The organism is Verrucosispora sp. WMMA2121, assembly GCF_027460185.1.
Lineage (GTDB): Bacteria > Actinomycetota > Actinomycetes > Mycobacteriales > Micromonosporaceae > Micromonospora > Micromonospora palythoicola.
Genome location: NZ_JAPZBH010000006.1, coordinates 167,921 through 187,664 on the forward strand (window position 1 = coordinate 167,921; position 19,744 = coordinate 187,664).

The window sequence follows — 19,744 nt, forward strand, 5'->3', positions numbered from 1 at the left end:
AGGGGCGGGTCGTGATCGAAGAACCGGCGTACACCGGTTTCGGTTTCTCCGACGAGGAGTGGGGGCTGCTGGTCGGCCTGCCACAGTCGGTGCTCACCGCGGCGAGCGCCGCCGAGTCCGACGGCACCAAGGCGACGATGGCCGAGGGTGCCGCGGGTCTGGAGACCATCTCCGGCGGGCGGGAGTCGGCCAGTCCGCTGGTGGCCGCGGTGGCCGGTGAGATCGTCACCCGGGTCGGCGATCCGGAGGCCGGTGAGGAGATGCCGGTCATCGAGCCCGCGGACCCGCGCGGCTACGCCGAGGACGTGCTGGGCCGGGCCAAGGAGGCGTCGGCGCTGCTGGCGGCCAAGGTGGACGAGGGCGAGGCGGGCGCGTACCGGCACTGGCTGGTGGAGATCGCCGACCAGGTGGTCGGCGCCGCCAGCACCGGCGGCGTGCTGGGCCTGGGCGGCACCGAGGTCAGCCCCTCCGAGCGCCGCTTCCGCGACCGCCTGGCCCAGATCCTCAACGACTGACCCCCACCCACCCCCCACCCCGGTCTCCACCCCGTTGATCATGAGGTTGACGGCGCTGTTGATCTCAGAAACTGCCGCTAACCTCATGATCAACCCGGTGGGATGGGGGGTTGGGGGGGTGGGTGGGGTTAGGCGATTCGGCGGGGGAAGAGGAGGGCGGAGAGGAGTACGGCGAGGGCCAGCAGGGCTAGGCACCAGGCTGCTGCGCGGGTGGGCGCGGTGCCGACCGGGGTGTCCAACAGGAGGCCGCGCAGCGACTCGATGACCGGGGTGACCGGCTGGTGCTCGGCGAAGCCCCGCAGCCAGCTGGGCATGGTCTCGACCGGCACGAAGGCACTGCTCGGATAGGGCAGGAACATCACGATGAAGGTGTATCCGTTGGCCGCCTCCGGGGTCCGGGCCAACAGGCCGAACGCCGCCGACAGCCAGGACACCGCCAGCAGGAACAGCAGCAGCACCCCGGCGGCGGCCAACCAGCGCAGTGGCGCGACGGCCGGCCGGAACCCGATGGCCACCGCCACCCCCAGCACCAGCACCGTGGAGACGGTGTTGCGGGCCACGCTCGCCACCACGTGCCCGGCGAGGATCGAGGTGGCACCGACGTCCATCGTGCGTAGCCGTTCGATCATCCCGGTGGTCAGGTCGATGGTGACGCTCACCGCCGTGCCGGCCGCGCCGAAGCCGGCGCAGAGCAGCAGCACACCGGGCACCACGTAGGTCACGTACGCCGAACCGGTCTCGATCGCGCCGCCGAAGAGGTAGACGAAGAGCAGCATCAGGATCACCGGCAGCAGCAGCGAGGTGAGCAGCGCGTCGACGTTGCGCCGGGACAGCCGGACGCAGCGGCCGATCATCACGGCCGCGTGAATCGGTCGGAGGGTCAGCTCAGACACCGGCCACCTCCCGCTCGGGGCTCGCCGGCCGACCGGTGAGCGTGAAGAAGACGTCGTCGAGGGTCGCCTCCCGGACGGTGAACCGGACCACCCCGTGCCGGTCCGGATCGACCTCGTCGAGCAGGCCGCGTACCTGGGGGGCGCTGCCGTCGGTGGCCACCGACAGCGCCAGCCGGGCCGGTTCGCGGTGGGTGACCCGGTCACCCAACCGCCGGTCCGCCTCGGCGAGCCCGGCGGCGTCGCGCCAGGTCAGCTCCAACCGCTGGGCACCGAAACGGCGCTTGAGTTCCGCCGCCGTCCCCTCGGCGGCGAGTCGGCCGCCGTGCAGCACCGTGATCCGGTCAGCCAGGCGGTCGGCTTCCTCCAGGTACTGCGTGGTGAGCAGCACCGTCACCCCGGCGCCGGCCAACTCGCCGATCACCTCCCACAGCCCCTGCCGGCTGCGCGGGTCGAGACCGGTGGTCGGTTCGTCCAGGAAGATCACCGACGGAGCGCCGACGAGGCTGGCCGCCAGGTCGAGGCGTCGCCGCATCCCGCCGGAGTACGTCACCACCCGCCGCCTGGCGGCATCGGTCAGGTCGAAACGGTCCAGCAGTGCGGCGGCGCGGGCGCGGGCCGCCGGAGCGCGCAACCCGGCGAGACGGGCCAGCATCGTCAGGTTCTCCACGCCCGTCTGCCCGTCGTCGAGCGCCGCGTGCTGGCCGGCGAGGCTGATCGTCCGGCGTACCCGCCGCCGCTGGCGTACCACGTCGTGGCCGGCCACCCGGGCGTTACCCGAATCCGGTCGGGTCAGCGTCGCCAGGATGCGCACCGTGGTGGTCTTGCCGGCCCCGTTCTGCCCGAGCAGGGCATGCACCCCGCCGGTGGGCACCCGCAGGGTCAGCCCGTCGAGCACGACGTGATCCCCGAAGGACTTGCGCAGGTCGACCAGCTCGACCGCTGGCGGTCCGTGCACCATGAACACTCTCCCTAATCTGCGTATGTCATACGCTCTTATGCGTAGACGATACGCAGAAGATATGCTGGCGGTCAACGCCGGCCGGGGAGGTGGAGTGGGCGAAGACGTCGAGCTGCCCGAGAACGTGGCGCTCGCCTGGGGACTGCGTGACCGTCCCAGCCGTGGCCCGAAGCGCAGCCTCAGCCTCGACCAGGTGGTCGCCGCCGGCATCCAGATCGCGCAGGCCGAGGGGTTGACGGCGGTGTCGATGAGCCGGGTGGCAGGCGAACTCGGCGTGGCCACGATGTCGCTGTACCGGTACGTGCCCACCAAACACGACCTGCTCGACCTGATGGTGGACACCGCGTACGGCCCGCCACCGCGTCCGCGCGGGGCCGACGAGGGCTGGCGGCCGGCGCTGGCCCGATGGGGTGAGGGGAACGTCGCCGCGTTACGCCGGCAGCCCTGGATGCGGCACGTGCCGATCACCGGCCCACCGATCAATCCCAACCAGGTGCGCTGGTTGGAGTACGGGCTCGCCGCGCTGCGCGGCACCGGCCTGCGCGCCTCCGAACGGATCGCCACGATCATGCTGGTCAGCGGGTACGCCCGCAGCTGGGCCACGCTCACCGCCGACATCGCCGAGGCCGCCGCCCGGACCGGGCAGACCCCGGAAGAGGTGGGCCTGCGCTACTGGCGGCACCTCGCCGTGCTCACCGCGCCCGGCCCCTACCCGGCGATCCACGAACTGCTGGCCGAGGCCGAGGAGTACGACGACGACGTCGACCTCGAATGGCGGTTCGGGCTGGGTCGGATCCTCGACGGCGTGGCGGCCATGATCGAGACCCGAGCCACCGACCCGTCCGGTGCGGCCCGCCACTCGGGGGGCACCGGTCCGCCCGACGGTGGTTGAGGTCCCCGGTCAGGTCCGCGCCAGCAGGGTCAGCACCGCCCGCTCGGCCTGCTCCGGCGAGGTCTCCCCGGTCACCGGAGCGACCACACCGTCGTGGAACAGATCCACCACCCTCGGGTCCACGTACGAGGCGCGAGCCACCGTCGGCGTGTTGCCGAGCAACTCCGCCACCTGTCGCATCACCGCCGCCACCGCCCGGCGGCGAGCGGTCACCGAACGGGCGGAGGCCAGTGCGGCCAACTCCGTCGCCGCCCGTACCGTCGCGTGCCAGGTGCGGAAGTCCTTCGCGGTCATCTCGCCACCGCTGGCCTCGCGGAGATAGTCGTTGACCTCGTCGGCGCGCACGTCCCGCCACTGCCGGCCGTCCCAGTAACCGAACAACCGGTCGGCCGCCCGACGCCGCCGACGCAGGTCGGTGAGCACCCGGCACAACTGCGGGTCGGAGATCAGCCGGACCTGCTCGATGCCGCCCTTGGCCGGAAACTCGAACAGCACACACCCCTGGCGCAGCCGGGCGTGCTCGGGACGCAGGGTCGCCACGCCGAACGTCGGATCCTCGCCGGCGGCGTACTGGTCGCTGCCCACCCGGAAGGCGCCCATGTCGAGCAGCCGGGTCACCGTCGCCAGCACCCGCTCGCGGCGCAGCCCGCGTACCGTCAGGTCATGGTCGACCCGCTCGCGCAGCAGCGGCAGCCGGCCCGCCACCTCCAGCACGTGGTCGAACTTCGCCTCGTCCTGCCGCTGCCGCCACAGCGGGTGGTAGAGGTACTGCTTCCGGCCGGCCGCGTCGACGCCGATGGCCTGGATGTGCCCGTTCGGGTACGGCGAGATCCACACGTTCCGCCAGGCCGGCGGGACGACGAGTGCGCGCAGCCGGGCCAACTCGTCGGGGTCGCGTACCGGCTCGCCGCGCGGGTCCAGGAACGACCAGCCCCGGCCCCGCCGACGCCGCCGATATCCCGGCCGACCCGGATCGCTACGCCGCAACCGCACGGTCCACCCGCACCACCCGCTCCACCTCGTCGACAGCGGCCAGCACCTCGTCAACGCCGAGGGCGACCATCGTGGGATGGTCACCTACCCCGTCCCACTCCGGCCATGCTCGCGCGCCGGCCCAGAGTGCCCGGTGCCGTCGGCGCTCCGGCGGTGGACCCCAGCGCGCCGGCGGAACCGGACCGAACAGCACCACCGACGGGGTGCGGTAGCCGGTGGCCAGATGCGCCACCCCCGTGTCTCCGCTGACCACCAGGCGCGCCCCGGCGATCAGCGCGGCGAGCTGGGCCAGGTCCGTCCGGCCGGCCAGCACCGCGGCGGCGGGCAACCCGGCCCGGTCCGCGACCCCGGCGACCAGGTCCCGCTCCGACGCGCTGCCGGTCAGCACCACCCGGTGCCCCCGCCCGGTCAGCTCCCGGGCCAGGGCCGCGTACCGGGCGGCCGGCCAGCGCTTGGCCGACTCCTTCGAGCCGGGATGCAGCACCGTGACACCACCGGCCGCCAGGCCCGGACCCGGGCGGCGCAGATCCAGGTTGGTCGGGTCGGCCGGAATGTCGTACTCGCGCAACAGCCGGCACCAGCGCGACACCTCGTGCTCGTCGTCGTCCCACCGCGGCCCGTCGGCGTGCGGCGCCTCGGCGTTGGCGAAGGCGATCAGCCGGTCGGGACGGGCGGCGGCCAGCAGCCGGTGCGACCGCGGGCCCCGGCCGTGCAGGTTGACCGCCAGCGCCACCCGCCCGGTGGGCCGGACCGGCCGGTCCAGGCCGTCGGTGGGCAACAGCCGGTCCACCCCGCCGACCAGCTCGACGAGCGGCCCCAGCCAGGCCGGCGCGGCGAGCACCAGTTGCTGGTCCGGGTACGCCGCCCGCAGCGCCCGCACCGCCGGGACCGCCGTGGCCAGGTCACCGACGCCGAGGGCACGCAGCGCCAGGATCACGGGTACGACGTCTCCCGATCGGCGCAGACCACCATCTCGCGGATCGCGCAACCGGCCGGCTGGGACAGGGCGAACATGACGGCGGCGGCGGTGTCGGCCGGATCGTTGAGGATCGCGTCCGACCCCGGCCGGTACTGCGGATCGCGTTCGTCGAAGAAGGCAGTCCGCATCCCGCCCGGGATGAGCAGCGTGACACCGACCGTGCCGGCCAGTTCGGCGGCGAGCGCCCGGGTGAAGCCGACCACCCCGAACTTCGCCGCACAGTACGCCGTCGCGTCGCTGACCGCCTTGATGCCGAGGGTGGAGGCCACCGTCACGACGGTGCCCCGGGCGGCGGTCAGGAACGGTAGCGCGGCGCGGATCACCGCGGCGGTCGCCAGCAGGTCGACGGCGACGATCCGGTCCCAGGTCTCACCGGGCACGTCGGCGAGCCGACCGGGCACGTCGATGCCGGCGGCGGTGACCACCGCGTCCAGCCCGCCCACGCGCTCGGCCAACTCGCGGGTGGCGGCCTCGGCGCCACGACTGTCGGCCAGGTCGCACTCCACCCAGGGCACCCCGTCGGCCGGCGCCTGCCGATCCAGCACCAGCGGCCGACCACCGGCGGCGGCCACCGCCGCCACCACCGCCGCGCCCAGTCCGCTGGAGCCGCCGGTGACCAGCACCGTCCGCCCGGTGGCCGGCGCGCTCACCGGACCTCCTTCGTTCGCGACTGCGGGGCTCGCAACACCGGCTCACTCCTCGCGCTCACCGGGCCACCTCCGTTCGCGACTGCGGGGCTCGCAACACCGGCTCACTCCTCGCGCTCACCGGGTGACCTCCGTCCGGTTGGCCGTCGCGGCGATCATCTCGGTGGTGGACCGCCCGTCCAGATAGGGCACCACCACCGTGTGACCGCCCCACCGGCGCAGGATCTCCGCCTCCGGCAGGCCGGTGCCGTCACCGCCGCCGGCGGCGTAGTCCCCGCCCTTGACCCAGACGTCCGGACGCAGCCAGGACAGCGCCGCTTCCGGTGTCGGCTCATCGAAGATCATTACCGCGTCGACGCAGCTCAACGCGGCCAGCAGCCGGCTTCGGTCGTCCTGGCGCATCACCGGCCGGTCCGGTCCCTTGAGACCGGTGACGCTGGCGTCGGAGTTGAGGCACACGATCAGGCAGTCGCCGAGCTGCCGGGCGGCCTGCAACGTCGCGACGTGGCCGGCGTGCAGCAGGTCGAAGCAGCCACCGGTGGCGACGACCGTCCCGCCGGCGGCGCGGACCCGGGCGACCACGGCGGCCGACGCGGCCACCCCGACCCGGTCACCGGCCACCGCGGCGTGCACCGCCTGCGGGGCACGCCGCACCGGCGCGGGCAGGGCCGTCGCCACCCCACCGTCGGCCACGTACGCCGACGCCTGCGCCACCGCCTCCTGCACCGCCTCGGAGACCAGCGCGCCACGGGCCAGGGCGAGGCCGGCGGCGACGGCGAACCGGTCGCCCGCGCCGCAGGTGTCCCCCTCGGCGGCCACCGGGGCCGGCACCATGAGCGGCGTCGACCCGGCGTGACTGAGCAGCGCGCCGTCGGCGCCGAGCGTCACCGCGACCGCCCCCGCGCGCCACCGCTGCCGCAACCGCTGCGCCCCCTCGGCGGCGGTGGCCAGCCGGGTGACGCCGACCGGCGCCTCCATCAGCTCCCGCACCTCCGCCTCGTTCGGGGTGACCAGGTTCGCCCCGGGCACCGCGGCGGGTCCACGTGGGTGCGGATCCCAGACCAGCGGAGCGCGGATCGAGGCCAGGGCCGCCCGCAGCGCCGGCTGCCGGGCCACCGCGCGGCCGTAGTCGCTGACCACCACCACCGATGCCCGGTCCAGGACGCGCAGCACCGCCTCGCCCGGCTCCGCCAACTCCCCCGCCCCGCCACCCCGGTCATGGCGCAGCAGCACCCGGCCCCCGGAGCGCAGCCGGATCTTCTCCGGGGTGGCACCGGCCAGCCGCAACGGATAGACCTGCACCCCGGCGGCGGCGAGCAGCACGCTCAACCGGGCCCCGCCGGCATCGTCGGCCAACGCGGTCACCAGCACCACCTCGGCACCCTGCGCGGCGGCGAAGACGGCGGAGAGTCCGGCACCGCCGGGCCGGTCCACGTGCGCGATCTCGTCGAGCACGGGCACCGGCGAGTCCGGACAGAGCCGGTTGACCACCCCCTCGACATCCCGGTCGAGCAGGGTGTCGCCGACCACCACCACGGGTCCCGTCACGCTCGCCTCCTCACGCCTGCACCGGCCGGACGGCACCGCCGTCCAGCACCACCTCGACACCGGCCCGCACCGGACCGGCCGCTGGCGCCGCCGGGGCCGGCTGATCCGTCATCGCCTGCTCGACGTACTCGCAGAGCAGATGACTGGAGACCAGGTGCAGCTCCTGGACCACCTGGGTGTCCGGCGAGTCCACCGCGAGCACCTCGTGACACGCCTCGGCGAGCGGGTTCGGCGTCGGCCCGGTGAACGCCCAGCAGCGCAGGCCCGCCTCCCGGCCGGCCCGGGCGGCGGTGAGCAGATTGCCGCTGCCGCCGCTGGTGGACAGCAGCAGCAGCACGTCGTCGGGTCGGCCGTGCGCGCGGACCTGCCGGGCGAAGACCTCCTCGTAGCCGTAGTCGTTGCCGATCGCGGTCAACGCCGACGTCTCGGCGTGCAGCGCGATGGCGGACAGCGGCCGGCGGTCGTCGCGCAGCTTGCCGACCAGTTCGGCGGTCAGGTGTTGCGCCTCGGCGGCGCTGCCACCGTTGCCGGCGACGAGCAGCCGGCCGCCGTCGGTGAGCCGTCCGGCCAGGACCGCGCCCCACCGGGCGAGCAGCGGCTCGCAGCGGCGGAACGGCGGCAGTGCCGCGGTCAGGTTGGCCAGATGCGCGTCGAGCAGGCTCATCAGGCCACCACCCGGGTCGGTCGACGCACCGCGGCCACCTCGTCGTAGACCTCGGCGAGGCGCTGCGCGGTGACCGCCCACGAGTAGTGCCGGCGGGCGCGGGCGCGCGCCGCGCCCGCGTACGCGAACCGGCGGATCCGGTCGTCGAGCAGCGCCCGCAGCGCCACACCCAGCGCGCGCGGATCCCGCGCCGGCACCAGGTCCCCGGTCACGCCGTCGACCACCGTGTCCCGCAGACCACCGACGGCGGTGGCCACCACCGGCACCCCGCAGGCCATCGCCTCCAGCGGAGTCAGCCCGAACGGCTCGTACCAGGGGGCGGCGACCAGGATGTCCGCCGAGCGGTACCAGCGGCCCATCTCCTCCCGAGGCACCGCGCCGACCAGGCGGACCCGGTCGGCGACGCCGCAACTGCCGGCGAGGGCCCGCAGCCGCCGGGCGTACGGGTCGGTCTCCAGCAGGCCGGCCGGCGGACCACCGACCACCACGCACTCGGCCTCGGGTACGTGCGCCATCGCCCGTACCACCGTCTGGAAGCCCTTGCGTTCCACCAACCGGCCCACGGTGAGGATCCGGGGCCGCCCGGGCTCGCGCTCGGCGGCCGGCCCCAGCGGGGCGAAGGTGGCGAGGTTGACACCGGACGGGATGACGGTCATCGCCGACCGGGGCACCCCCATCCGGACCAGCTCACCGACCTCGTCGCGGCACTGGGCGATGACCCGGTCCACCGAACGGCCCAGCTGACGCTCGTAGCCGATCCGCCGTGCCGGGCTGGTGTCCTGCACGCCCTGGTGACGACGCTTCACGGCGCCGAGCGCGTGGTAGGTCTGCACCACCGGCACCCCGGTCTGCCGGCCGGCCTCCAGCGCGGCCAGCCCACTCATCCAGAAGTGTGCGTGGATCACCTCGGGCGCCCAGTCCCCGCCCCGCCACCGGTCGACGAGCCAGGCGCCGAACGGGCGCATGTGCGGCAGCAGCGCGTCCTTCGCCACCGGCTCGGCCGGCCCGGCCGGCACGTGCACCACGTCGTAGCCGTCCGGACTGCGTACCGTCACCGGCAGGTCCACCGCGTCGCGGCGGGTGTATACCCGCACGTCGTGCCCGGCGGCGGCGAGCGCGGCGGAGAGCTCCGCGACGTGGGTGTTCTGGCCACCGGCGTCCTCGCCGCCCAGGATGGCGAGCGGGCTGGCGTGCTCCGAGATCATCGCTATCCGCATACTTCCTCCTCCAGCAGCCGGTCCCAGTCGGTGAGGAAACGGTCGAGGCCGTACCGTTCGCCGGCGGCGACGCGCGCCACGGCACCTGCCTCGCGCGCCCGCTGCGGTTCGGCGACGAACCTGCTGGCGGCCGCCAGCAGGGTGTCGACCCGGGTGGAGAGGGCACCGGCACCCGGTGGCACCGCCATCACCGCTTCGGTGGTGGCCAGCGCCACCACCGGCATGCCCATCGCCATCGCCTCGATCAGGCTCAACCCCAACGACGTCCACCGGCACAGGTGCAGGTACGCCCGGCGGCGCGCCAACTCGGCGTGCATCCGGTGCTGCGGCACGTCGTCGTGGCTGGTCAACCGGTCCGCCGGGAGGCCGAGGTGCTCGGCCAGGCCGGCCACCTTCATGCCGAAGACGTCGAGTGGGGCGATCTCGGCGAAGCGCGCCAGCAGGTCGGTGCCGGTCACCCGCCAGCGGCGTACCGGTTCGTTGATCACGACGGCCAGCCGCTCCAGTTCGCCGGTCCAGACCGCCGTCGGCGCCACGATGCCGTGGTCGACGACGGTGGTCCGGGTGGCACCGGTGTCCCAGAACAGCTCGTTGAACGCGGTCACGTGGGCGATGAGCAGGTCGTCCCGGTCGGCCAACGGGTGGCGGCTGTTGGGGACCTGACCGTCCTTCGGGGTGTTGTGCTCCACGTAGACGGCCGGCACGTCCCGGCCGGGCCGGCGGCCGAGCCACTGCTCGGCCAGGTCGATCTCCTCGGGGCGTTGCAGGATCACCACGTCGACGTCCGCGCCGCGCAGCTGCTCCGGGCTCACCTCCGCGGCGCTCTCCGGCCAGGTGTACGTCCGGGCCCGGCCCAGCCCGTACGGTCCCCGGTCCGGGGTGGCCGGGATCAGGTAGCGGTGCTTGCCGTGCACGAAGGAGGTGGTCCACGAACCGTGCACGTGCCAGAGCAGGATGTTCATCGGCCACTCCCACCGCCGACGGTGACCACCTCGGGTGCCGCCCTGGGCCCGGCCGCACCGCTCGGCACCCGGTCCGGCGGCACGCCCAGCAGCCGCAACGCGTCGAGCACGTCGTCCGGCCGGATGTCGCTGAGGCAGGGGTGCCCGGGTACCGGGCACCGGGCGGCCCGGGTGTCGCGGCAGGCTGCGGTGGCGTCGCCGAGGCGTACCGTCGGCACCCGCCACGGTCCCCACTGCCCGAAGGGGACGGTGGGGGCGAAGAGGCTGACCACCGGCACGCCGTACGCGGCGGCCAGGTGCGCCGGTCCGGTGTTGCCGACCACCACCGCGCCGGCTCCGGCCACGATCGCGGCCAGCTCGGCCAGGCCGGTGCGGCCACCGAGATCCCGGCAGTGCCGGCCGGCGACCCGCGCGGTCAGGTCCCGTTCGGCGGGGCCGCCGGTCACCACCACCCGGTACCCGACGGCGCTCAACTCGGCGGCGATCCGCTCGGCCACCTCGGGCGGGCACCCCCGCGCCGGCGCCGCCGACCCGGGATGCAGCACCACGTAACCCGGCGCACCGGCCTCGGGTGGGGGCGGTGGGACCGGGCGTAGCCGCAGGTGCGGTTCGTCGCCCTCGCCGAGCAGGTAACCGGCGGCAGCGGCCAGCGAGAGGGCCCGCTCCGCCTCGGGCACACCGACCGGAACCCGGTGCCGCACGTCCAGCAGGCTGCCCGGGTAGTCGTCGCTGATCGCCGCGATCCGGGCGACCCCGGCCATCCGCAGCAGCAGGGCCAGCGGCAGTGGCGACTGGTGGAACGAGGTGAAGATGACGGCCTCGTCGGCGGCCACCGCCGCCAGCCGGGTGATCAGAGCCGTCATCTCCCGCGGATCCACCGGCGCGGGGGCCGGGTCGATCCAGGGCAGCCGATGTTCGATCACCTCGTCGACGCCGGGCAGCAGGTCGGCGGCGGCCCGGCCCCGGGGCCCACAGAGCAGCACCACCCGCCCGGCGCTGGCGGCGACCGCCCGGATGCCCGGTCCGGTCACCAGCACGTCACCGGCCGAATCCGAGCGGACCACCAGTACGGTGCGGCCGGCAGCCGGGCGTCCCGGTGCCGACCGCCGCACACCCGTGGCGACGGCCCGGCACTCCGCCCCCGGCGCCGGCGTCGCCGGGCTCAGTGACGCCTGGCGTCGAAGGATCTCCGCGACGGCCGAGGGCAGGTCGGCGGCCACCCACGGTGCCGCCGCCACCTCTTCCGGTCGGGTCACCGGCGTCGGGACCAGGATGCCGGTCGCACCGGCGGCCAGCGCGGCGGTGACGTCGCGACCGATGTCACCGATCAGGGCGCAGCGGGCCGGTACCGTGCCCAGGGCCCGGGCCGCGGCGTGCACCAGACCCGGCCGTGGCTTGCGGCAGGCGCAGCCGTCCCCGTCGTCGTGCGGGCACACCTGCCAGCAGTCGAACGGGCCGAGCAGCGCCTCGATCCGGCGGTGCACCCGGTGCAACTGCCGCTCGGTGAACAGACCCCGGGCCAACCCGGACTGGTTGGTCACCACGGCGAGCTTCAGTCCGGCCGCGCGCAGCCGGTCCAGCGCCACGCGGGCCCCGGGCACCGGTCGCACCTTGTCCGGATCCGAGTTGTACGGCACATCCTCGACCAGGGTGCCGTCGCGGTCCAGCAGCACCGCGTCGAAGAGCACCGGGCGGGACACGGGCCCACCGGGCTCGGCCAGCAGCCCCGCTGACCTGCGCTGATCCGGCTCCCCATGGTCCTGTCGCACGGGCGGCGGGTTCCCTGCGCCCCGGTGAGTAAACGTCACCCGCGACGCGGCTGAGGCGACCGCGCACCGGCGGCACCCGCACGGCCGCCCGCGGTTGGGCCTTACCCGCAGTCCCGGAGAAGCTAACCCGGCGGCCTCGTTAGTCGAGGCCACCGGCGGGGTACCGAGCGGCGGTGGCGGTCGTGGAAAAAGTGATCGAGGCACCGGTCCGGCAGGTGTGGGCGGTACTCGCGGACGGATGGACCTACAGCGACTGGGTGGTGGGCACCGCCCACATGCGCGACGTCGACCAGGCCTGGCCCCGGGTGGGCACCCGGCTGCACCACCGCGCCGGTCCCTGGCCGTTCTCCCTGGAGGACTGCTCGACGGTGCTGGCCTGTGAGCCGGAGCGCGAACTCGTGCTCCGCGTCCAACTCTGGCCGGCCGGGGAGGCGATGGTGACCTTCACCCTGGAGCCCCTCGGCGCGGAGCGGACCCGGGTGCTGCTCGCCGAGGACTTCGCCGCCGGGCCACTGCGCTGGATCCGCACCAAAATCAACGATCTGGTGCTGCATCTGCGCAACGAGGAGACCCTGGACCGGCTCTCCGACATCGCCGAACGGCAGAAGACACCGGCCTGATCGCGGGCCCGGCGCGGGGAGCCATTTCACCCCGGAAGGGACAAGTGGCTACGCTCACGGGGAACCCTGTCCGCATACCGAGGATGTCCCCCATGATCGAACCCGTCCAGTTGCCCTCGCCGTGGCGGGACGTGCGCCTGACCGTCGTGGTCCCGACCTACAACGAGGCGGGCAACGTGCCGGTGCTTGTCGAGCGTCTCCTCGCGTTGCCACTTCCGGGCCTGAAGGTGCTGGTCGCCGACGACAACTCCCCCGACGGCACCGGTGAGGTCGCGGACAAGCTCGCCATCGAGCATCCGGAGCGGGTGCAGGTCGTGCACCGACCGGGCAAGGAGGGTCTGGGCCGGGCGTACGTGGACGGGATCAGCCGGGCCCTCGACGGCGGCGCCGAGTACGTGGCCCAGATGGACGCCGACCTGTCCCACCCACCGGAGGCGTTGCCGGGCATGCTGGGCGCGCTGCTGTCCACTCAGGCCGGCGTGGTCATCGGGTCACGCTACGTTCCCGGCGGCGAGCTGGACGAGAACTGGCCGCTGTACCGTCGGGCCCTCAGCGGCTGGGCGAACCTGTACGTGCACACGCTGCTGCGGGTCCGCATCCGCGACCTCACCGCCGGTTTCAAGATCTGGCGGGCCGACGCGCTGCGCGACATCGGGCTGGAGCGGGTGCAGTCCAACGGCTACAGCTTCCAGGTCGAGATGCACTACCTGGCCACCAAGCGGGGGCACACCATCCTGGAGGTGCCGATCCGGTTCGAGGAGCGGCGCGACGGCACCTCGAAGATGACCACCGCCACCAAGATCGAGAGTGCGCTGATGCCGTTCAAGCTGCGTACCCGGCACCGCAACATCGAGCCCTGAGCCGCCGGGTCATTCGTAGACGGCCCGGTGTGCGGTGGCGATCACCCGGTGGTACACCCCACCGGTGAGGGCACGGTCCCGGGCCAGCGCGGCGCGGGCGGCGTTCGCGCCGGGGGCGCCGTGCACACCCCCGCCGGGATGCGCCGACGCGCTGGCCAGGAAGAGCCGATCCACCGGAGTGTCGGCGCGGCCCAGCCCGGGTACCGGCCGCAGGAACAGCTGCTGGTACGGGGCGGCGGTGCCGCCGCCGAGCGCACCGCCGACCAGACTCGGGTCGGCGTCCTCCAACTCGGCCGGCCCGGCCACGTGCCGGCCCACCACCAGAGCGCGGAACCCGGGTGCGGCGGTTTCCAGCGCCGTCTCCATCCGCTCGACGTGGGACATGATGTCGTCGGCCCGCCAGTGCCGGCGGAACGGCAGGTGGGTGTACGACCAGAGCGACTCGGTGCCCGGCGGCGAGTGGCTCGGGTCCGCCACCGACATCTGCCCCACCAGCAGGAACGGATCCGGTGGCAGCTCACCCAGGGCCAGCCTGGCGGCGTAACCGGTCAATCCGTCGAGGTCCGCCCCCAGGTGCACGGTGCCGACGGTGGCCAGGCGACGGTTCGTCCAGGGCACCGGAGCGGACAGCGCCCAGTCCACCTTCAGCGTGGAGCCGTCCCACCGGAAGTGTTCCAGGTCGGCCACCAGTCGCGGGGGCAGCCGGGCCGGGCCGACCAGGTCCAGGTACAGGGCGGGCGCGGGCACGTCGGCGAGCACCGCCCGACGCGCCCGCCAGGTGGCCCCACCAACGGTGCGGACCCCCACCGCCCGACCCCGGGCGACCAGGACCCGATCCACCCGGGCGCCGTAGAGGGTCCGGCCGCCCCGCTCGGTCAACCGGGCCACCAACGCGTCGGTGATCTTCTGTGCGCCGCCCTCCGGGACCGGCCAGCCGACCTGCTGGCCGAGCATGGCGAGCAGCCAGCCGTAGACGCCGGAGCCGGCCTCCTCCGTGGACAGGTCGGTGTGCAGGGCGCAGCCGGCGAGCAACGCCGGCCCGCCGGCGCCGGCGAACAGTTCCTCGCCGAGCCGGTTCACCGGCAGCACCAGCCGCCGGGCCAGCCGCAGCGCGCCGCCGACCCGTAGCCGGCGCAGCAGGCCGAGGCCGCCGCGCACCGGCGGGAACGGCGTGGTGATCAGCTCCAGCATCGGTTCGGCGACCTGCCGCCACTGCGCGTACGCGGTCAGCCAGCGCTCGCCGTCGCCGGGGGCGAAGGTCTCCAGCGAGGCCGCCGTGACGGCGGGGTCGCGGTTGAGCACGGCGGCCCGGTCGTCGGGGAACAGGTGGGCCAGCACGTCGGGGGCGTGCCGCCAGGTGAGCCCGTACCGGGTCAGGTCTAGCCCACGCAACACCGGCGAGGCGTAGCCGAGCGGGTAGAACGAGCTGAACAGGTCGCTGAGGTAACCGGGGGCGGTCACCTCGGCCGAGCGGACCGCCCCGCCGGGAACCCCGGTCGCCTCCAGCACCAGCACGTCCCAACCCGCGTCCGCCAGCAGGTTGGCGGCGACCAGGCCGTTGTGTCCGGCACCGACGACGACGGCGTCGGCCCGCTCGGCACCGAGGGAACCTGGCGAAGTCATCCGAGGACGCTACCCCGGCCCCGCCGGGCGAAACGTTTGCCACGGCCGGGCCCGGGCATGCAGCGCGCCATGTACACGGTCACGCAGCTCATCGGTGGGGTGTGGGGTGCCGGCGGGGAGGCCGGCGAGTTGACGGTGCACGATCCGGCTGACGGCCGCCCGGTGACAAGTGCCCCGGTCGCCACGGCCGACGAGGTCGACAAGGCGGTGGCGGCGGCGCGGGGGGTGGCGTCCGAGTGGGCGGCGACCTCCCCGGCGGACCGGGCCGCGGCGCTGCACCGGGTCGCCGACGCGATCACCGAGGCCGCCGACGACCTGGCCCAGGCGACGACCGCGGAGATGGGCAAGCCGCTGGCGGACGCCCGGGGCGGTGTCGAGGCGGGCATCGCCACCCTGCGGCAGTACGCCGAACTCGCCCCGGCCCGGGGCGGGCGCACCCTGCACGGCGATCCCGCCGCGATCGACTTCATGACACCGCAGCCGCGTGGGGTGGTGGCGGCCATCACCCCGTGGAACGACCCGGTCGCCGTGTCGTGCGGGCTGCTCGGAGCGGCCCTGGTCACCGGCAACGTGGTGCTGCACAAGCCCAGCGAGCGCACCCCGGCGACCGGGTGGCTGCTGGCCCGGGCGTTCGACACCGCCCTGCCGGCGGGGGTGCTGTCGCTGCTCAGCGGCGGCCCGACCACCGGCGCGGCGCTGGCCGGCGCCGAGGTGGACATGGTGGCGCACGTGGGGTCCAGCGCCACCGGCCGGGCGATCGCCACGGCCGCGGCCGGCACCGGCGCCAAGGTGCTGCTGGAGAACGGCGGCAGCGACCCGCTGATCGTCGACGCCGACGTCGACCCGAGCTGGGCCGCCGGTGAGGCCGCCCTGGGTGCGTTCGCCAACGCGGGTCAGATCTGCGTCGCGGTGGAGCGGATCTACGCCCACCGCGACGTCGCCGAGGACTTCGTCGCGGCGCTCGTCGAGCGGGCCGCCGCGCTGCGCGTCGGCCCGGGACGGGATCCGCGGACCCAGCTCGGTCCCCTCGTCGACCGGCGCCATCGCGATCAGGTGCACGGGCAGGTGATCGCGGCGGTGGCCGACGGCGCCCGGCTGCGCGTCGGCGGCACCCTGCCGGAGGGGCCGGGTGCCTTCTACCCGGCGACCGTGATCGACCACTGCCGGCACGACCTGGCGTTGATCCGGGAGGAGACGTTCGGCCCGGTGGCACCCGTCGTGGTGGTCGACTCGTTCTCCGAGGCGCTGCGGTGCGCGGCCGACTCACCGTACGGGTTGGCGGCGACCGTGCTGACCGGGTCGATGAGCCACGCCCAGCGGGCCTGGCGGGAGCTGCCGGTGGGCACCGTGAAGGTCAACTCGGTGTTCGGTGGCGCACCGGCCGGCGCCGCCCACCCGCGCCGGGCCAGCGGTCAGGGCTTCGGCTACGGGCCGGAACTGCTCGACGAGTTCACCGCCACCAAGGCGGTGCACATCCAGGCGCCCGGCGGCGGCCACTGGTGAGCCGGCGCACGGGCAGGCGGGCGGGGCCCGGCCGGAGGCGTACCCCGGTGTCGGGCCCCGTCGACGACGGCGGGCTCAGCCGCCGCGGGCCTTGCGGGTCTGTCGGTCGTTGGCCTTCTGGATCGCCTTGACCAGTTCCGGCTTGGTCATGGTCGACCGTCCCGACACGTCCAGTTCGCGGGCGACCCCCAGGAGATGCTCCTTGGTGGCGTTCGCGTCCACCCCACCGGCGGTGGGTGCCCGTCGGGCCGGCCCGCCGCCGGCGGCCTGCCGGTCGCTGGGGCCCTTGCGGCCCTTCGGCTCCCAGTGGTCACCGACCTTCTCGAACTCGTGCTTGACGGCGGCGAACGCGGTGCGGTGGGCCCGCTCGCCCTCGCCGTAGGTCTCGACCGCGGAATCGTGTGTCTTCTCCCAGGTGCGCTGGGCCTTCTCCGGGGAGCGCCGCAGCGTGCTGGGCAGTACCTCGCGCCCGGGCATCTCGAATCCTCCTCCGTGTGCGAGCGATTCGAATTGGCGTACCCCGGGGACGCGGCGGCAAACGCCGGCGGGGTTTGCCGCCGGAACGCGCCGGGTACCGGCGGGGCCATCCACGTGCCCGCAGCGCCCAGGGAGCGGTGATGACGACGACGAACCCCGAGGCCCCGTCGACCGATCCGTCGGCGCCGGGCCTGCCGGGAATCCGCCAGCTCCGCTGGTCTACCTGGCGTGGCGTGCTGGTCCGGGCCGGGCGCAACTACCTGCGGGACAACTGCACGGACTGGGCCGCGGCTCTCACCTACTACGGGGTGCTGGCGTTGTTCCCCTCCACCGTCGTGGTGGTGGCCCTGGTCGGACTGGTCTCCGATGGTGAACGCACCGTCGACACGGTGCTCGATCTGGCCCGCGAGATGGGCGCCGGCTCGGTCGTGGCGAACGAGAGCTTCGTCGGCGTGGTCCGCGAGGTGGTGGACCAGAACAGTTCCGCCGGCGTGTTGCTCAGCTTCGGTCTGCTCGGTGCGCTCTGGTCGGCCTCGAACTTCATCGCCTCCTTCACCCGGGCCTCGAACGCGATCTACGGCGTGGTCGAGGGACGGCCCGTGTGGCGGCTGCGCCCGACGCAGATCGGGCTGGCTGCCGTGTCGCTGGTGCTGCTCGCCATCGTGGCCGCCGGTCTGATCGTCAGCGGCCCGGTCGCCGACGCGGTCGGCGACCTGGTGGGTGCCGGCGGCGCCGCCCGCACCGCCTGGGCGATGGCCAAGTGGCCGGCGCTGGCGTTGATCGGCATGCTGTTGATGTCCCTGCTGTTCTGGGTCGCACCGAACGTGCGGCAACCCCGCTTCCGCTGGCTCACCCTGGGCGGGGTGGTGGCCCTGACCACCTGGGCACTCGGTTCCTTCGGCTTCGGGTTGTACGTGGCCAACTTCGGCTCGTACAGCACGACCTACGGCAGCCTCGGGGCGGTGATCGCGTTCCTGGTCTGGCTCTACCTGTCCAACTCCGCGCTGATGCTCGGTGTTCAGATCAACGCCGAACTACAGCGGGGACGGCGGCTGCAGTCCGGCCGCGAGGACACCGACGAGCCGGTGTTGCCGCCGCGGTCGCCGGCCGGTGGGTGACCGCGCATCGGTTTACCCCCCGCCCCCTCGGGTAGCGCAGAAGACATGGATCGCGGCAGCAGCAAGCACTCACCGAGGGTCGACGAGCAGATGAGCCAGGAGGTCAGCGGCCTCGTGCAGGGGCCGGGGACGGGCGGCTCGCGGGTCGACGAGTTCCGCGTCCCGGAGCCCGCGGGAGAGGACCAGCCGGAGCCGACCACGGCGCCGGCCGGCGACCTGCGCAGCGGCGCTCCGCAGGGCATGACCTCCGAGGATGTCGAGGCCCGCAGCCGGCTGGGGCGGTTCATCACGATGAACGCCCTGCCCGGGGACCGGGCCGCACTGCTCGCCAACGCGCGGGAGAACGAGGCCCCCGACGACGTACTGGCCGCGTTGGAGCGCCTGCCCGAGAGCACCCGGTACCAGACGGTGTCCGAGGTGTGGGCGGCGCTCGGCCACACCAACGAGACGACGCGCTGGTAGGTGGACCGACCGGTCCGCAAGCCTCACCAAGTGCAGGGAAGGATTCCGATGAGTGGTGTAACGGAGCATGTCGACGTGGCCGTCCCGGTCCGGACGGCGTACGACCAGTGGACCCAGTTCGAGGAGTTTCCGCAGTTCATGGAGGGTGTGCAGGAGATTCGCCAGCTCTCCGACACGATGACCCACTGGACCGTGGAGATCGCCGGGGTCAAGCGGGAGTTCGACGCCGAGATCACCGAGCAGCTGCCCGACGAGCGGGTGGCGTGGCGGTCGACCGGCGGCACCCAGCACTCCGGGGTGGTCACCTTCCACCGGCTGGACGAGAACACCAGCCGGGTCTCCCTCCAGCTGGAGTTCGACCCGCACGGGGTCATCGAGAAGGCCGGCGACAAACTCGGCGTGGTCGACCGTCGGGCCAAGGGCGACCTGCAGCGCTTCAAGGCGTTCATCGAGCGGCGCGGTCAGGAGACCGGAGCGTGGCGCGGTCAGGTCGACCGTCCGCAGCCCTGATCCCCGCGACGACACCCACGACGGCCGCCGGGCGTACCCGGCGGCCGTCGCTGGTTGACCGGGTCCGCTGCCGTACCGAGGCACGGTCACGCCCGGCCCCCGGTGTCGTTTGCGACGACGGGGCGGGGGTACCGCGATGGGCATGACCGACGACAGGGCGTGGCGCAACGAGGAACGACTTCCCCTCGAGGAGCTGGACCGGGCCGTCGCCCGATCCACCCTCGACGGGCAGGCCGACGACGTGACCGGCAACGACGCCGGGGAGGAAGCGGCCTTCGGACACGGCCCCGAGGCGGCCGACCGGGGCGGCGAGGTGCCCGGCACGGGTCGTGAGCCCACCGACCCGGACCGCGCCTACCGCCCGTCCACGACCGGGCGTACCGGTCCGGACACTCTCTGACACGCCACCTACGGGTACGTTCCGGGCTCCGGCGGTGGTCCGGGGCGTACCCGCAGGGCCAGGCCCGGCAGCCCGGCGGCCTCAGCCGAACGGGCGGTGAATTCGGACAGCTCCGGCAGAATCGGCCGTTCGGC

21 protein-coding genes are annotated in these 19,744 nt (G+C 74.1%); 9 read left to right on the forward strand and 12 right to left on the reverse strand.

Going from position 1 to position 19,744, the window contains the following annotated elements; genetic code table 11:
* Nucleotides 1-11 precede the first annotated feature (11 nt).
* Nucleotides 12-515: a hypothetical protein gene (locus tag O7605_RS09740; RefSeq protein ID WP_269742583.1), complete on the forward strand. Its 504-nt coding sequence runs from the start codon at nt 12-14 to the stop codon at nt 513-515.
* A 128-nt stretch (nt 516-643) separates the two neighbouring features.
* Here O7605_RS09740 and O7605_RS09745 read toward each other — a convergent pair whose 3' ends face one another.
* Together O7605_RS09745 and O7605_RS09750 are read right to left on the reverse strand one after the other, a co-directional pair.
* The gene (locus tag O7605_RS09745) at nt 644-1,408 is read right to left on the reverse strand and encodes an ABC transporter permease (protein WP_269738872.1); all 765 of its coding nucleotides are present in this window, start codon (nt 1,406-1,408) and stop codon (nt 644-646) included.
* Nucleotides 1,401-2,366 carry an ATP-binding cassette domain-containing protein gene (locus O7605_RS09750; RefSeq protein WP_269738873.1) on the reverse strand — a complete coding sequence of 322 codons (966 nt, stop codon included), beginning with the start codon at nt 2,364-2,366 and terminating at the stop codon, nt 1,401-1,403. The genes O7605_RS09745 and O7605_RS09750 overlap by 8 nt, the downstream gene beginning before the upstream one ends.
* Nucleotides 2,367-2,460: 94 nt before the next feature.
* On the opposite strand from O7605_RS09750, the gene O7605_RS09755 reads away from it, so the two are divergent.
* The gene (locus O7605_RS09755) at nt 2,461-3,258 is read left to right on the forward strand and encodes a TetR/AcrR family transcriptional regulator (protein WP_269738874.1); all 798 of its coding nucleotides are present in this window, start codon (nt 2,461-2,463) and stop codon (nt 3,256-3,258) included.
* Between the two features lie 9 nt (nt 3,259-3,267).
* Here O7605_RS09755 and O7605_RS09760 read toward each other — a convergent pair whose 3' ends face one another.
* The 8 genes from O7605_RS09760 to O7605_RS09795 form a co-directional block, all read right to left on the reverse strand.
* A complete protein-coding gene (locus O7605_RS09760; RefSeq protein WP_269738875.1) occupies nt 3,268-4,251 on the reverse strand; it encodes a DNA topoisomerase IB in 984 nt (327 codons plus the stop codon).
* Nucleotides 4,235-5,188 (reverse strand): glycosyltransferase family 9 protein, encoded by a 954-nt coding sequence (locus O7605_RS09765; RefSeq protein WP_269738876.1) that lies wholly within the window; start codon nt 5,186-5,188, stop codon nt 4,235-4,237. Before O7605_RS09765 ends, O7605_RS09760 begins: the two co-directional genes overlap by 17 nt.
* Nucleotides 5,185-5,880 carry an SDR family oxidoreductase gene (locus O7605_RS09770; RefSeq protein WP_269738877.1) on the reverse strand — a complete coding sequence of 232 codons (696 nt, stop codon included), beginning with the start codon at nt 5,878-5,880 and terminating at the stop codon, nt 5,185-5,187. The genes O7605_RS09765 and O7605_RS09770 overlap by 4 nt, the downstream gene beginning before the upstream one ends.
* A gap of 114 nt (nt 5,881-5,994) precedes the next feature.
* Nucleotides 5,995-7,425: a PfkB family carbohydrate kinase gene (locus tag O7605_RS09775; RefSeq protein ID WP_332317115.1), complete on the reverse strand. Its 1,431-nt coding sequence runs from the start codon at nt 7,423-7,425 to the stop codon at nt 5,995-5,997.
* Nucleotides 7,426-7,435: 10 nt separating this feature from the next.
* Nucleotides 7,436-8,089 (reverse strand): D-sedoheptulose-7-phosphate isomerase, encoded by a 654-nt coding sequence (locus O7605_RS09780; RefSeq protein WP_269738878.1) that lies wholly within the window; start codon nt 8,087-8,089, stop codon nt 7,436-7,438.
* Nucleotides 8,089-9,306 carry a glycosyltransferase gene (locus O7605_RS09785; protein ID WP_269738879.1) on the reverse strand — a complete coding sequence of 406 codons (1,218 nt, stop codon included), beginning with the start codon at nt 9,304-9,306 and terminating at the stop codon, nt 8,089-8,091. The genes O7605_RS09780 and O7605_RS09785 overlap by 1 nt, the downstream gene beginning before the upstream one ends.
* Entirely contained in the window at nt 9,297-10,268 is a 972-nt protein-coding gene (locus tag O7605_RS09790) for a glycosyltransferase (RefSeq protein ID WP_269738880.1), read from the reverse strand. The genes O7605_RS09785 and O7605_RS09790 overlap by 10 nt, the downstream gene beginning before the upstream one ends.
* Nucleotides 10,265-11,992 carry an HAD-IIIA family hydrolase gene (locus O7605_RS09795; protein ID WP_269742584.1) on the reverse strand — a complete coding sequence of 576 codons (1,728 nt, stop codon included), beginning with the start codon at nt 11,990-11,992 and terminating at the stop codon, nt 10,265-10,267. The genes O7605_RS09790 and O7605_RS09795 overlap by 4 nt, the downstream gene beginning before the upstream one ends.
* Nucleotides 11,993-12,219: 227 nt before the next feature.
* On the opposite strand from O7605_RS09795, the gene O7605_RS09800 reads away from it, so the two are divergent.
* The gene (locus O7605_RS09800; RefSeq protein ID WP_332317116.1) at nt 12,220-12,657 is read left to right on the forward strand and encodes an SRPBCC family protein; all 438 of its coding nucleotides are present in this window, start codon (nt 12,220-12,222) and stop codon (nt 12,655-12,657) included.
* Nucleotides 12,658-12,749: 92 nt separating this feature from the next.
* The gene (locus O7605_RS09805; protein ID WP_269738882.1) at nt 12,750-13,517 is read left to right on the forward strand and encodes a polyprenol monophosphomannose synthase; all 768 of its coding nucleotides are present in this window, start codon (nt 12,750-12,752) and stop codon (nt 13,515-13,517) included.
* Nucleotides 13,518-13,526: 9 nt separating this feature from the next.
* On the opposite strand, the gene O7605_RS09810 is transcribed toward O7605_RS09805, so the two are convergent.
* Complete coding sequence (locus O7605_RS09810; protein ID WP_269738883.1) at nt 13,527-15,140, reverse strand: phytoene desaturase family protein; 1,614 nt, start codon at nt 15,138-15,140, stop codon at nt 13,527-13,529.
* 69 nt (nt 15,141-15,209) lie between these two features.
* Between O7605_RS09810 and O7605_RS09815 the strand changes: the two genes are divergently transcribed.
* The gene (locus tag O7605_RS09815; protein ID WP_269738884.1) at nt 15,210-16,643 is read left to right on the forward strand and encodes an aldehyde dehydrogenase family protein; all 1,434 of its coding nucleotides are present in this window, start codon (nt 15,210-15,212) and stop codon (nt 16,641-16,643) included.
* A gap of 75 nt (nt 16,644-16,718) precedes the next feature.
* On the opposite strand, the gene O7605_RS09820 is transcribed toward O7605_RS09815, so the two are convergent.
* A complete protein-coding gene (locus O7605_RS09820) occupies nt 16,719-17,120 on the reverse strand; it encodes a ChaB family protein (RefSeq protein ID WP_269738885.1) in 402 nt (133 codons plus the stop codon).
* 140 nt (nt 17,121-17,260) lie between these two features.
* On the opposite strand from O7605_RS09820, the gene O7605_RS09825 reads away from it, so the two are divergent.
* The 4 genes from O7605_RS09825 (at nt 17,261) to O7605_RS09840 (ending at nt 19,610) form a co-directional block, all read left to right on the forward strand.
* Nucleotides 17,261-18,238, forward strand: a complete 978-nt coding sequence (locus tag O7605_RS09825; RefSeq protein ID WP_269738886.1) for a YihY/virulence factor BrkB family protein — start codon at nt 17,261-17,263, stop codon at nt 18,236-18,238.
* A 45-nt stretch (nt 18,239-18,283) separates the two neighbouring features.
* Complete coding sequence (locus O7605_RS09830; protein WP_164445267.1) at nt 18,284-18,700, forward strand: DUF2795 domain-containing protein; 417 nt, start codon at nt 18,284-18,286, stop codon at nt 18,698-18,700.
* Between the two features lie 48 nt (nt 18,701-18,748).
* On the forward strand, nt 18,749-19,210 hold the full coding sequence (locus tag O7605_RS09835; RefSeq protein WP_269738887.1) for an SRPBCC family protein: 462 nt from the start codon (nt 18,749-18,751) through the stop codon (nt 19,208-19,210).
* Nucleotides 19,211-19,352: 142 nt separating this feature from the next.
* A complete protein-coding gene (locus O7605_RS09840; protein WP_099846597.1) occupies nt 19,353-19,610 on the forward strand; it encodes a hypothetical protein in 258 nt (85 codons plus the stop codon).
* The last annotated feature ends 134 nt before the right edge of the window (nt 19,611-19,744 follow it).